This is a genomic window from Vibrio sp. R11-SG3-ISO3-SZ, from assembly GCF_059834345.1.
On record NZ_JCBDGX010000014.1, the window covers coordinates 1 to 12,682 of the forward strand.

Below are 12,682 nucleotides of genomic sequence, written 5' to 3' on the forward strand. Positions count from 1 at the left end.
AGACAGCCCACGTCTACGCATCACTGAAGCGGTATGTAAAGGCGCTGTAGACACTGCTGAGAAGCTAGCGGCTCCTCTTATCGTTGTTGCAACAGAAGGCGGTAAGTCTGCTCGTTCAGTACGTAAGTACTTCCCAACAGCAAACATCCTAGCGCTAACGACTAACAAGAAGACAGCCGCTCAACTTGTTCTGACTAAAGGCGTTCGTCCAGTATTGGTTGACTCAATCGACAGCACTGACTCTTTCTACATCAAAGGTAAAGAGTTGGCACTTGAGTCTGGCCTTGGTAACAAAGGCGACATCGTTGTAATGGTATCAGGTGCACTTGTTGCTTCTGGCACAACCAACACAGCGTCAGTTCACGTTCTATAATCGTTGAACTCAGTAACATGAATAAAGGGAGCTTCGGCTCCCTTTTCTTTTGCCTGCAATCACGGAGACGCATAGAGCAGTGAACAAAGAGAGTGTAAATAGAAAGAAAATTGGGGGGACTAACTTAGGCACTGACGTGCTCAATGAAGACGCGACGTACTTTAAGAAGAGACCTTCTTTAAGACGAAAGAGTTCGTTATGCGATGTCGTCGCTGCTGCGACAAGTAGAGACGCGGTTGCGCCCTAAGGTTTTTGATTCATACAGTGCGATATCCGCGCATTTATAACAGCGAGTGTAATCGTTCGTCATATCCGTGACGCCAACACTGATCGTGACCGGAATATCCAGCTGATTCGCCGTTGCTACCCGCAACCTATCGAGCGCACGTTCTGCTTCTTCAAGCGGCGTGTGAGGCATGATCACTGCAAACTCCTCGCCGCCAATTCGCGCCACAAAATCGGTATCGCGTAAGCGCTCTTTGATCAGATTTCCTACTCGCTGAATCACGCGATCCCCCTGGTCGTGCCCTTGCTCATCATTGATTCGCTTAAAGTAATCAATATCAATCAAGGCAAGGCAGGTGGTGTTACTCTCTCCGTAGCGCTCCACTAGCTTGGCGCTCTTTCTTAGCTCTGCATCAAACTTACGTCGATTCCAAAGCTGGGTTAGCTCATCAATTTCACTCAGCACCCTGAGGCGCTCTTCAAGGGCAACACGATCGGAGATATCCACGAGCGAGGTAATGTAATAACTGACGCTGCCTGTTTTCGATAATACGCTCTGAACACGTGCAATCACAGTGACGTCATAATCGAGCGGCGAACTGTTGAGTCTCACCTCTCCTTCCCAAAACTGATGCTTAGACAGTTGTTCAAAAATGTGCATTGAGGCTTCGATCTGCTTTTCCCCCAGCAAGATCTTGAACACATTCCGATTCACCACCTCTTGTTGGCTTAGTCCCGTAAGCTTATTGAACTCATCATTGACTAAAATTGCTCGATACCAGCGGTCGGTGATGATCACCGCCGACATCCCACTGAGCGCCGCTCTCGCCAGTTGGCTCTCAATACTGCGTTTACGATAATAGAAGATCAATACGCCGCCAGGCACGATCACTGCGATCACCAATAAGATCGCGAGTAGTGCCTCTTGAAACAGCTCCAACAATTCTCGACCCGTGAGATCATTGAGCTGCTGCTGACTTAAATGGATCACCAAGTACATCTCATGGCGAGGAGAAAGGAACAACTTTTCAAACACGAGTAGCTCACCGTTCTCCATCACTGAGCCGGACTCTTTCACCTGCATTTTGGCCCAAGCTTGAGGAAATAGTTGAGGCAAACTGAAGTGCTTACGCTCTTCAATCACATGGCCAAAACGCTCTTGTTGATTGTCGCTAACTAAGAAATAACCGCCGTCATTAGCGAGTTTTGGTCGCAGTAGGCCATCGGGGGCATAGTTGAGTCTCGATGCCAACGCTTCCACATCGACATTAAGAATAAGGTAACCCGTCTTCACCTCATCAATGTATATCGGAGTCAATAAACGCAGGCTAGGACGATAGGGATACACCACCTCGCCACGCTCGATTTCCAAATCGACGCCCCAAGTCCCTATCTCGTTTTTTGCCAGAGTTTGAGCGTAATCAAAGTAGTCGCGCTGCGATTTATTTTGCAGGTTCTCCTCACTCACGACCGCACTTTTGCCATCGCGGAAGTTCACGCGGATCTGCTCTTTGCCTTGACGATCCAGATAGCGGACTTGGGTATACCACAGCTGGCTGTCGGTCACCGAGACCCAAGACTGCTCGACAATGGTTTTATGCTCGTCCGTTGGCTCGGCTATATAGTCATAAAGATTACGACTGTGCGATAACAAATTGACGACAGAAACAAACTGATTGCGAACATTCAGATACTCGCGTTCGCTGTAGGTCAATTGATGTGAAGCTTGAGTGATGATGGTGTTCATTGCCGCCGTTTTTACTTCTTGGTATCGGCCATGATAGTAAGTCATCACTATCAATATGAGCACTAACATAACTAGTATTAGATACCAAAAGTTACTGCGGCTTTTCATCACTAGCTATGCTCTTAAAAAAATGAGGAGGAAGTATAGCATTAATACGAAAGTCGATTAAAGAGCGAGCGATGACACATTCGACCCCTCGCTATTTTTCCCTTTAAAAAATAAAGGCTTTTAGTAAGAAATCAATCAATCTGATAAATAACATCCACGCTATCACGAATGATGATCGATGAGTCTTGGTAGCCCACTGACTCTCTTTTCGCGTCCATACTCATGGTACGCATCAATACCGGTTGGTTTTGCTGACTGCGATAATCGATTCGCCACACGCCTTTGAGTGTTTTACCAAACCCTTCAGACAACGCGTGCGCTTTCTGATTGGCATCACGGATCGCCGCTTGACGCGCTTGATCTTGGTAACGTGCGGCCTCTTTTACTTTCAACTCAATATTGCTCACTTGGTTGATGCCCACACTCAGCGCCAGGTCAAGATAATCATTGAGCTTTTCCAGTTCATTGACCGTGACTTGAATGGTACGAGTCGCACGATAGCCGACCAACTCAGGAGCCCCATTCTTAGGATACTGATATTGAGGTGAGAGATAGAGATTAGAGCTTTGAATCTGCTCGCTCGGGACTTCTTCTCGCCCTAACGCTTTGAGAAAGTCACTCACCACTTGGTCGACGGCTTGTTTTGCCTGCTCTGCGGTGAGCATCGATTCGACCACGGTCACCGTAAATTTCGCCATATCAGGCTCAGCGGTGACCTCACCATAGCCTGTGGTACTGAGGTGGGGAAAATCTATCTCGGCAAAGCTCGGCGCGCTGGCCACACATGCCAGCAAAGCGAGCCAGCGACATTGAACGCGCACAGCAGACATTCGAGTTGGGTTGGTCATAAAGCGATCCGTATGTTAGGTATTTCATACATAATAGAAAACGTTGATTTCTTCACCAAGTGAGACAAGAGAAAACTGACAAAGAATTAACGACTCGGCTGGATCAGGTGCTGCTGCGCATAACTGAGAATCGCTTCGCTGACTTCTTTCAGCAGGCCTGTTTCGAGTTGCCAGTGGTGCCAATACATCTCAAAGGAGAGACAATACCCGGGAAGCAAATCGACCAAAGTGCCCTGCTCAAGCTCCTTTTCGATCTGTATGGTGGGGATCAAACAGTAAGCGCAATGGTTAAGCGCCATATTGACGAACGCCTCAGAGCTCGAGACCCAGTGGTTGATCCCTCGATCAATATCAATGCCATGTTGCTTAAGAAAATCTCGATGCAATGGATCGTGTTGATCAAACGAGACCGCAGGGGCTATCGAGAGCGCCTCTTTGGTCAATCCTTTTGGAAAAAAACGCTCGCGAAACTGCGGCGTGGCCACGCAAATGTAATCCATCCGACCCAAATAGCGGGCCACGCAACCACTGAGGGCTTGGCTTGCCATACTGATCGCCCCCACCACCTCACCTTGCTTGAGTTTATTTAGTGTACGGCCCTCTCTATCGACTTCAAACCTCATCTCGAGCGGGTGCTTTTTCAGTACCGGGCTCAACGCCGGTAGTAGCCAGGTGGCCAAACTATCGGCGTTGGTCGCAATCGAGAGCTGACGGATTTGCAAAGGCTGCTGATTGCTAATTTCCGGAATCAACTCTTGTTCCAGCAATTGAATGCGCTGATAGAAACCGAGCAGCTTTTGACCAAGGGGAGTAGGCCTTGGTGGCTGGTCACGAACCAAGACGGGCTGCGCCACGAATCGCTCAAGTTGTTTGATTCGCTGTGAAACCGCAGACTGGGTGACATACAGCGCATTGGCCGCTTTATCAAAGCCACCGGTTTTGATCACGCTATCCAGCGCTTCAATCCAACGATAATCCAGCCCTTTCATCGCACCATCCTCATAAGTATTACTAATAATCAATTAAAATCATTAATTGTATTTATATCTTAATTCTGATTATTGTGGGCGCCTATCATGAACAAAAAGAGAGGTTATCGTGAGTTTCTGGTTAATGCTGCAAGGGTTTGGCTTAGGGGCCAGTATGATTATCCCCATTGGCGCGCAAAATGCTTACGTACTGAATCAAGGCATCAAACGTCAACACCACCTGACTACGGCGACGATCTGCAGCTTTCTCGACATGCTGTTTATCTCTGTCGGTATTTTTGGCGGCGGGGCGATTCTGTCACAAAATGAGACCTTGCTGACTTTAGTGACCATCGGCGGCATTCTGTTTCTCGGCTACTATGGGTTTCTTTCTCTGAAAAGTGCGCTGGCCTCCCACAGCGAAGGGCTACAAAGCAGTGAGCTATCGCGCGGTCGTAAAGCGGTCATTTTAGGCGCGCTCGCCGTCACCGTATTCAATCCGCACCTTTATCTCGATACCGTGGTTATTTTGGGATCCATCGGCGGCCAATTCGAAGGTCAGGAGCGACTCTCTTTCGCCATCGGTACTATCTTGGCGTCCTTTGTGTGGTTTTACGGGCTGTCGATTGGCGCCGCTAAATTGGCGCCCACCTTATCCAAACCTAGAGTAAAACAAGTGATTGATTTTCTGGTCGGTACCATGATGTGGGTCATCGCGGGCATGCTCGCCAAGCACTTGCTGCAAGGCTGGGGATGAGTGGATAAAACAAAGCGAGGCTCAAGGGCCTCGCTTTTCGCTTTACGTCGTTCAATCGTATTAGTCGACTTTGTTGAGATGCACGTCCATTTGTGGGAATGGAATCTCAATACCCGCCGCATCCAACGCTTCTTTAATGTTTTGCATGGCGTCGAAGTAAACCCCCCAGTAGTCCGCCGTTTTCACCCAAGGACGAACCACAAAGTTCACCGAAGAATCCGCCAAAGCGAGAACACCAATCGTGATATCTGGATTTTTCAAGATACGCGGATCTTTTTCCAACGTTTCACGGATCACTTGCTTGGTCTGCTTAAGATCTGCCTTGTAGGAAACGCCAATCACGAGATCAACACGTCGCGTTTCATGACGAGAGTAGTTGGTGATCGCACCGCCGATAACGCCAGCGTTTGGCACCACGACCATTTTGTTGTCAGGCGTTTTCAGCACCGTTTGGAAGATTTGGATGGAATCAACGCTGCCTGCCACACCGGCAATCTCAACATAATCACCGGATTTGAAAGGACGAAACGCGACAATCAACACACCCGCTGCGAAGTTAGACAGCGAGCCTTGCAACGCTAAACCAACCGCAAGACCGGCCGCACCGATAACCGCAACCACAGACGCCGTTTGAACACCAATTCGGCCAAGCGCGGCAATCAAAACAATCACAAAGAGTAGGTAGCGAACCAGACCATGAATAAAGTCGACGACCGCTTTATCCATCTGCTTCTTCTCTAAAACTTTAGAGATGCTGTTAGCAATGCTTTTAACAATGATGTTACCAATAAACAGTATAGCGATCGCAGAAATGATGTTCACACCATACTGAATCAGTAAATCTGAATTGTTATTTAGCCAAGATTCGGCGTGAGACAAGCTGTCGATGATTGGCGTTTCAATCCCTGTTGATTCTTCTGCCATACTCTCTTTCCTCTATTAAAGTGACTTAGTTGAATAATTGTAGCTTACAGATTACGCAAAGCCATGGTATTTCGCCAGAGTTTATAACAATTTATATTCATTTGTATTAAAAAGCGGACACAAAAAAAGCCGCTCGATGAGCGGCTTCTTATCAATTAAAGTGACGGGCTGAATTACAGAACATCAACCGCGTTTAGGTCAGCAAATGCTTTCTCTAGACGAGCAACCATTGAAGCTTGACCAGCACGTAGCCATACGCGTGGATCGTAGTACTTCTTGTTTGGCGCATCTTCGCCAGTTGGGTTACCGATTTGACCTTGTAGGTAATCGTGGTTTTCCGCTTCGTACTTACGGATACCGTCCCATGTTGCCCACTGAGTATCAGTATCGATGTTCATTTTGATGACACCGTAGCTGATTGACTCTTGGATTTCTGCTTCAGTTGAACCAGAACCACCGTGGAATACGAAGTTTAGTGCGTTAGGTGCAATACCAAACTTCTCAGCACAGTACGCTTGAGAGTCACGTAGGATAGTTGGAGTAAGAACAACGTTACCTGGCTTGTAAACGCCGTGTACGTTACCGAAAGACGCTGCGATAGTGAAACGAGGGCTGATTGCCACCAATTTCTCGTAAGCGTAAGCCACGTCTTCTGGAGAAGTGTACAGCTCAGATGCGTCCATGTGTGAGTTGTCAACGCCGTCTTCTTCACCACCAGTACAGCCTAGTTCGATTTCTAGCGTCATACCCATTTTCGCCATGCGAGCTAGGTATTTTGCTGAGATCTCGATGTTCTCTTCTAGAGACTCTTCAGAAAGGTCAATCATGTGAGAAGAGAAAAGTGGCTTGCCAGTTTGAGCGAAGAACTCTTCACCCGCATCTAGTAGACCGTCGATCCAAGGAAGCAGTTTTTTCGCTGCGTGGTCAGTGTGAAGAATAACAGGCACACCGTAAGATTCTGCAACAGCGTGAACGTATTTCGCGCCAGCAACTGCGCCAAGCACTTGTGCGTCTTGACCTTCAAGTTTTAGACCTTTACCCGCAAAGAAACCGGCACCGCCGTTAGAGAACTGAACCACAACAGGCGCTTTTACTTTCGCTGCTGCTTCTAGAACGCCGTTGATTGAGTCTGTGTTTACTACGTTCACTGCTGGTAGAGCGAAGTTGTTTTCCTTTGCAACTTCAAACACTTTCTGAACGTCATCGCCAGAGATAACACCTGGTTTTACGAAATCGAAGATCTTAGACATGGATTTAATCCTATTAGCTGTCATTTTTAAAAATGGTCGTTATAAAAATAAAACTTTTCAGTTTAAATTCTTGCAAACGTTTGCTCACAACTTGCGCTATTCTAGCAAAAATGTGATGTGCCGCAAACAAGAAAGCGGGAGAGACTCCCCCGCTTTCTATCAATTACTTAGCGCGTGCTTCTAGCATTTCAACCGCTGGAAGGACTTTACCTTCTACAAACTCAAGGAACGCACCGCCGCCCGTTGAGATGTAAGACACATCTGCTTTGATACCGAACTTGTCGATCGCCGCTAGCGTGTCACCACCACCTGCAACAGAGAAACCTTCAGACGCTGCGATCGCTTCAGAGATACCTTTTGTGCCCGCTTCGAAGTTCTTGAATTCGAATACGCCCACAGGACCGTTCCAAAGGATGGTTTTCGCGTTCTTCAGAATCTCAGCCAATTGCGCGGTAGAGTTTGGACCTAGGTCGAAAATCATGTCGTCGTCTTGAACTTCAGATACGTCTTTGATTTCCGCTTCTGCGTTCTCATCAAATGCTTTTGCACAAGCAACGTCAGTCGCCACTGGAATCGCGCACTCTTCCATTAGCTTTTTCGCTGTGTCGACTAGGTCTGCCTCGTATAGCGATTTACCTACGTTGTGGCCAGCCGCTGCGATGAAGGTGTTAGCAATACCGCCACCGACAACCAGTTGGTCAGCGATTTTAGACAGAGACTCAAGCACAGTCAGCTTAGTCGACACTTTTGAACCACCAACGATAGCAACCATTGGACGCGCAGGCTTGTCCATTGCTTTACCTAGCGCTTCTAGCTCGTTCGCAAGTAGAGGACCTGCACACGCAACGTCGGCGTGCATACCCACACCGTGAGTTGATGCTTGTGCACGGTGAGCCGTACCGAATGCGTCCATTACGAAGATGTCACAAAGTGCAGCGTACTGCTTAGACAGTGCTTCGTCGTTTTTCTTCTCGCCAACGTTGAAACGAACGTTTTCTAGAACAACAAGCTCGCCCGCGTTCAGCTCTAGACCGTTTAGGTAGTCTTTCGCTAGCTTAACTTCGCAGTCAAGTGCATCGTTTAGGTAGTTTACGACAGGTTGTAGAGAGAACTCTTCCGCGTATTCACCCTCTGTTGGGCGACCTAGGTGAGAAGTAACCATCACTTTCGCGCCTGCTTCTAGGCAGTGCTTGATTGTTGGTAGAGACGCGAGGATACGCGCATCAGAAGTTACTTTGCCGTCTTTTACTGGCACGTTTAGGTCAGCACGGATGAATACACGTTTACCTGCTAGATCCAGGTCAGTCATCTTGATTACAGACATGGTTTGTCCTCTCAACTATTCAAAAAATAAAGTTTTCAGTCACTCGGCAACCCTGCCAAGCCTATTAATTCTTCAAACTGGTTTTGATATGGAGATTATCAATATTTATTTCAAGGGTAAAAATAAATATTACTCCACCGCCTTTCGGCGCTTCCAATCTGGGTAAAAATGACCGCTAAAAGGCACTACCCAGCTTGTTCTGAAGCGGCCTGCATTGCGAGCGCAGTATCCAGCATGCGGTTCGCAAAGCCCCATTCGTTATCACACCAAACCAACATTTTGACTAGGTGCCCATTACTCACGCGAGTCTGGGAACCATCAACAATGGCACTGTGGGGATCGTGATTAAAGTCAATCGATACGAGCGGCGCTTCAGTATAGTCAACAATGCCGTGTAATGTACACTGAGATGCGTTAACAATGGTTTGATTTACGTCATTAACTTTCACATTCGTATTAATTGTGACACTTAAATCCATCGCAGTGACGTTTACCGTGGGAACGCGCACGGATATGGCTTCGAATTTGTTGGAAAATTTCGGGAAGATTCTTTCAATCCCTTTGTGCAATTTCGTATCAACTGGAATGATGGATTGGCTGGCGGCTCGAGTACGACGCAAATCATTGTGATACGCATCAATCACCTGCTGATCATTCATTGAGGAATGAATGGTGGTGATCGTGCCAGAGTCGATACCAAAAGCATCATCCAACGCTTTGATGATAGGGACAATACAGTTGGTCGTACACGAACCGTTAGAAACGACGCGATGCTCTGCGGTTAATGTTTCATGGTTCACGCCATAGATGATGGTGTGGTCGAGATCACTGGCGCCTGGGTGGGAGAAGAGCACTTTTTTAGCGCCGGCTTTGATGTGCGCTTGGCCATCGGCTTGCGAGCCATAGACACCGGTGCAGTCGAGTACCATATCGACCTCAAGATCGCGCCAAGGCAGTAGCTCTATGTCATTTAGGTGCAAAATCCGAATCGAATCAAAGTCGCCACTCTCCACGACGCCGTGATGAATATAGATATGCTCTTGGTCATGGGTAATTTTTTTGCCAAAACGACCGTGGCTCGTATCGTATTGCAGTAAGTGCGCCATCGCATCAGGCTGTGCCAACTCGTTGACCGCGACCACTTTGATCTGCTGATGTTTGCCGCTCTCGTAAACCGCGCGCAACACATTACGACCGATACGTCCAAATCCATTGATCGCAATTTTAAGCATCCTTTCCTCACCCTACCTGATTTTCGTGTCACAGATAGTAACTGAGCCCGTGCCCAGATGCGAGTTCCAATCCCCGAAACCGCATATTTCTAGAAACTAGGAACTAGGAACTAGGAACTAGGAACTAGGAAACTACAATAAAAAAACCGAGCCACTCACGACTCGGTTTCCTTCAAACTACATCGCCACAATTAAGCAAGCAGTTCTTTCGCTGTGTTCACGACGTTTTCTGTCGTGAAGCCAAACAGCTTGAACAGCTCTCCAGCAGGCGCTGATTCACCGAAGGTTGTCATACCGATGATCTTGCCGCCAAAGCCGACATACTTGTACCAGAAGTCCGCAATACCCGCTTCGATAGCGATACGTGCTGTTACGTCAGCTGGCAGTACGGATTCACGGTACGCTGCGTCTTGCTTATCGAACGCATCCGTCGATGGCATAGACACCACGCGTACTTGCTTGCCTTCAGCGGTTAGCTGCGCCGCCGCTTCAACAGCCAGTTCTACTTCAGAACCGGTGGCGATAAGGATAAGCTCTGGCTTGCCCGCGCAATCTTTTAGGATGTAACCACCCTTAGCGATGTTAGCCACTTGCCCAGCGTCACGCGCTTGCTGCGCGAGGTTTTGACGAGAGAAAATCAGAGACGTTGGGCCATCTTTACGCTCAATCGCCAATTTCCAAGCGACCGCAGATTCCACTTGGTCACATGGACGCCATGTGCTCATGTTTGGCGTTAGGCGAAGTGACGCCATTTGCTCAACGGGTTGGTGAGTTGGGCCATCTTCACCCAGACCAATCGAGTCATGCGTGTACACTTGGATGTTCTGAATTTTCATCAGAGCGGCCATACGCATCGCGTTACGGGCGTACTCCATAAACATCAAGAAGGTCGCACCGTAAGGGACAAAACCGCCATGCAGCGCAATACCATTCATGATGGCCGTCATACCGAACTCACGCACACCGTAGTGAATGTAGTTACCTGAGAAATCGTCTGCTTCCAGTGATTTTGAGCCCGACCACATGGTCAAGTTGGATGGCGCGAGGTCCGCCGAACCGCCCATAAATTCAGGCAGCATTTTACCGAACGCTTCAAGCGCATTTTGAGACGCTTTGCGCGAGGCAATGTTCGCTGGGTTGGCTTGCAGATCAGCAATGATTTGATTCGCTTTCTCTTCCCATTGCGCAGGAAGCTCACCGTTGAGACGACGTTTCAGCTCCGCCGCTTCTGTTGGGTACGCCGCTGCGTAAGCCTCAAACTGAGCGTTCCACGCCGCTTCAGATGCTGCGCCTGCGGTTTTCGCATCCCACTGCTCATATACGTCTGCTGGAATCTCAAATGCTGGGTGCTCCCAACCTAGGAACTCACGCGCAGCTTTGATTTCGTCTGCACCTAGTGGCGCGCCGTGACAATCGTGAGAGCCCGCTTTGTTTGGTGAACCAAAACCGATGATGGTCTTAGTACAAATTAGAGTAGGGCGAGGGTCCGCTTTCGCGGCAGTGATGGCGGCGTTGATCGCCTCAGCATCATGGCCATCGACAGCTGGAATAACATGCCAACCGTAAGCTTCAAAGCGTTTTGGTGTATCGTCAGAGAACCAACCTTCCACTTCACCATCAATCGAGATGCCATTGTCATCCCAAAAAGCGATCAGCTTGCCAAGGCCCAGAGTGCCCGCTAGTGAACATGCTTCGTGAGAGATCCCTTCCATCAAACAGCCATCCCCCATGAATACGTAGGTGAAGTGGTCGATGATGTCATGGCCTTCTTTATTGAACTGCGCCGCTAATGCTTTCTCTGCCAGCGCCATGCCCACTGCGTTAGTGATACCTTGGCCAAGAGGACCAGTAGTGGTTTCTACGCCCGGTGCATAACCATATTCTGGGTGGCCCGGCGTTTTTGAATGAAGCTGACGGAAGTTTTTCAGATCATCAATAGACAGCTCGTAACCACTTAGGTGCAGCAAAGAGTAAATCAGCATTGAGCCGTGGCCGTTTGATAGCACAAAACGGTCGCGGTTTGCCCATTCTGGGTTCGCTGGGTTGTGGTTTAAGTGTGAACGCCAAAGAACTTCGGCGATATCCGCCATCCCCATCGGTGCGCCTGGGTGACCGGAATTAGCTTGTTGAACACCATCCATGCTAAGTGCACGAATTGCATTGGCCAAGTGTTTACGAGAAGACATGTCTGCTCCTGAATGCATTAAGCGAATTGATAACTAATGTGGGCGATAATTCTCGCAGAGCATCTGCGCGGGTGCAATCGATTACTGTCTAATCAACGCCAGATCTACGATATTTATTGCAAATTTCTCGAAGACCGCCGGTTTTCGTTACTGCTTGATGCAAACGATTGCTCTTTACCTCACGCGGCGGATTGAGAAAAATACGCGTTTTTACTCTACTTAAATCACAAAAATAACTTGTAATTCGAGCACGCAAAACTAGAATAGACGTCTAGATGTAGATACACCTACATAATTTAACCTTATTTTTGTGCTGGGCGAGCAATGACGCCCATCCAACAGATTAAATGGAGCTCTCATGGCTAAGCACCTGTTTACTTCTGAATCCGTATCAGAAGGCCATCCAGATAAAATTGCAGACCAAATCTCAGATGCGGTTCTCGATGCGATCCTCGAGCAAGATCCAAAAGCTCGCGTAGCGTGTGAAACCTACGTCAAGACCGGTATGGTCATGGTCGGCGGTGAAATCACCACTTCTGCATGGGTAGACATCGAAGAGTTAACGCGCCAAACCGTACGTGAAATTGGCTACGTTCACTCTGACATGGGCTTTGACGCGGATTCGTGTGCAGTGCTAAACACCATCGGTAAACAGTCTCCAGACATCAACCAAGGTGTCGACAAAGCGGATCCAAAAGAGCAAGGTGCCGGTGACCAAGGCATCATGTTTGGTTACGCAT

Annotated in this window: 11 protein-coding genes; 3 read left to right on the forward strand and 8 right to left on the reverse strand. The window is 48.3% G+C overall.

Going from position 1 to position 12,682, the window contains the following annotated elements; genetic code table 11:
- Positions 1-373: pyruvate kinase alpha/beta domain-containing protein (locus AC6R1O_RS01775; protein WP_500656397.1), on the forward strand; the 373-nt coding region annotated here is incomplete at its 5' end.
- A gap of 196 nt (positions 374-569) precedes the next feature.
- Here the strand turns inward: AC6R1O_RS01775 and AC6R1O_RS01780 are convergent.
- The 3 genes from AC6R1O_RS01780 to AC6R1O_RS01790 all read right to left on the reverse strand — a co-directional run bounded on the left by AC6R1O_RS01780 (position 570) and on the right by AC6R1O_RS01790 (position 4,290).
- Positions 570-2,390, reverse strand: coding sequence for a GGDEF domain-containing protein (locus AC6R1O_RS01780; RefSeq protein ID WP_500656398.1), 1,821 nt, complete (start codon positions 2,388-2,390; stop codon positions 570-572).
- A gap of 194 nt (positions 2,391-2,584) precedes the next feature.
- Positions 2,585-3,301: an oxidative stress defense protein gene (locus AC6R1O_RS01785; RefSeq protein ID WP_500631437.1), complete on the reverse strand. Its 717-nt coding sequence runs from the start codon at positions 3,299-3,301 to the stop codon at positions 2,585-2,587.
- An 86-nt stretch (positions 3,302-3,387) separates the two neighbouring features.
- Positions 3,388-4,290, reverse strand: a complete 903-nt coding sequence (locus AC6R1O_RS01790; RefSeq protein WP_500633822.1) for a LysR family transcriptional regulator ArgP — start codon at positions 4,288-4,290, stop codon at positions 3,388-3,390.
- A 109-nt stretch (positions 4,291-4,399) separates the two neighbouring features.
- On the opposite strand from AC6R1O_RS01790, the gene AC6R1O_RS01795 reads away from it, so the two are divergent.
- A complete protein-coding gene (locus tag AC6R1O_RS01795) occupies positions 4,400-5,026 on the forward strand; it encodes a LysE/ArgO family amino acid transporter (protein WP_500627747.1) in 627 nt (208 codons plus the stop codon).
- A gap of 60 nt (positions 5,027-5,086) precedes the next feature.
- On the opposite strand, the gene mscS is transcribed toward AC6R1O_RS01795, so the two are convergent.
- From mscS to tkt, 5 genes are all read right to left on the reverse strand, one after another.
- Positions 5,087-5,950, reverse strand: coding sequence for a small-conductance mechanosensitive channel MscS (gene mscS / locus AC6R1O_RS01800; RefSeq protein ID WP_500627748.1), 864 nt, complete (start codon positions 5,948-5,950; stop codon positions 5,087-5,089).
- A 173-nt stretch (positions 5,951-6,123) separates the two neighbouring features.
- Positions 6,124-7,200, reverse strand: coding sequence for a class II fructose-bisphosphate aldolase (gene fbaA / locus AC6R1O_RS01805; RefSeq protein WP_500627749.1), 1,077 nt, complete (start codon positions 7,198-7,200; stop codon positions 6,124-6,126).
- A 163-nt stretch (positions 7,201-7,363) separates the two neighbouring features.
- On the reverse strand, positions 7,364-8,524 hold the full coding sequence (locus AC6R1O_RS01810; protein WP_500629325.1) for a phosphoglycerate kinase: 1,161 nt from the start codon (positions 8,522-8,524) through the stop codon (positions 7,364-7,366).
- A gap of 185 nt (positions 8,525-8,709) precedes the next feature.
- Positions 8,710-9,756, reverse strand: a complete 1,047-nt coding sequence (gene epd, locus AC6R1O_RS01815) for an erythrose-4-phosphate dehydrogenase (RefSeq protein ID WP_500633823.1) — start codon at positions 9,754-9,756, stop codon at positions 8,710-8,712.
- A 191-nt stretch (positions 9,757-9,947) separates the two neighbouring features.
- Positions 9,948-11,942, reverse strand: a complete 1,995-nt coding sequence (tkt, locus tag AC6R1O_RS01820; RefSeq protein ID WP_500631433.1) for a transketolase — start codon at positions 11,940-11,942, stop codon at positions 9,948-9,950.
- A gap of 358 nt (positions 11,943-12,300) precedes the next feature.
- Between tkt and AC6R1O_RS01825 the strand changes: the two genes are divergently transcribed.
- A partial coding sequence (locus AC6R1O_RS01825) for an S-adenosylmethionine synthetase N-terminal domain-containing protein (protein WP_500656399.1) occupies positions 12,301-12,682 on the forward strand: 382 nt, incomplete at its 3' end.

Excerpts from the sequence above, each read along its gene's own strand:
- AC6R1O_RS01780 (WP_500656398.1), bottom strand. The coding sequence starts at position 2,390 with ATGACTTACTATCATGGCCGATACCAAGAAGTAAAAACGGCGGCAATG.
- AC6R1O_RS01785 (WP_500631437.1), bottom strand. The coding sequence starts at position 3,301 with ATGACCAACCCAACTCGAATGTCTGCTGTGCGCGTTCAATGTCGCTGG.
- AC6R1O_RS01790 (WP_500633822.1), bottom strand. The coding sequence starts at position 4,290 with ATGAAAGGGCTGGATTATCGTTGGATTGAAGCGCTGGATAGCGTGATC.
- mscS (WP_500627748.1), bottom strand. The coding sequence starts at position 5,950 with ATGGCAGAAGAATCAACAGGGATTGAAACGCCAATCATCGACAGCTTG.
- fbaA (WP_500627749.1), bottom strand. The coding sequence starts at position 7,200 with ATGTCTAAGATCTTCGATTTCGTAAAACCAGGTGTTATCTCTGGCGAT.
- AC6R1O_RS01810 (WP_500629325.1), bottom strand. The coding sequence starts at position 8,524 with ATGTCTGTAATCAAGATGACTGACCTGGATCTAGCAGGTAAACGTGTA.
- epd (WP_500633823.1), bottom strand. The coding sequence starts at position 9,756 with ATGCTTAAAATTGCGATCAATGGATTTGGACGTATCGGTCGTAATGTG.
- tkt (WP_500631433.1), bottom strand. The coding sequence starts at position 11,942 with ATGTCTTCTCGTAAACACTTGGCCAATGCAATTCGTGCACTTAGCATG.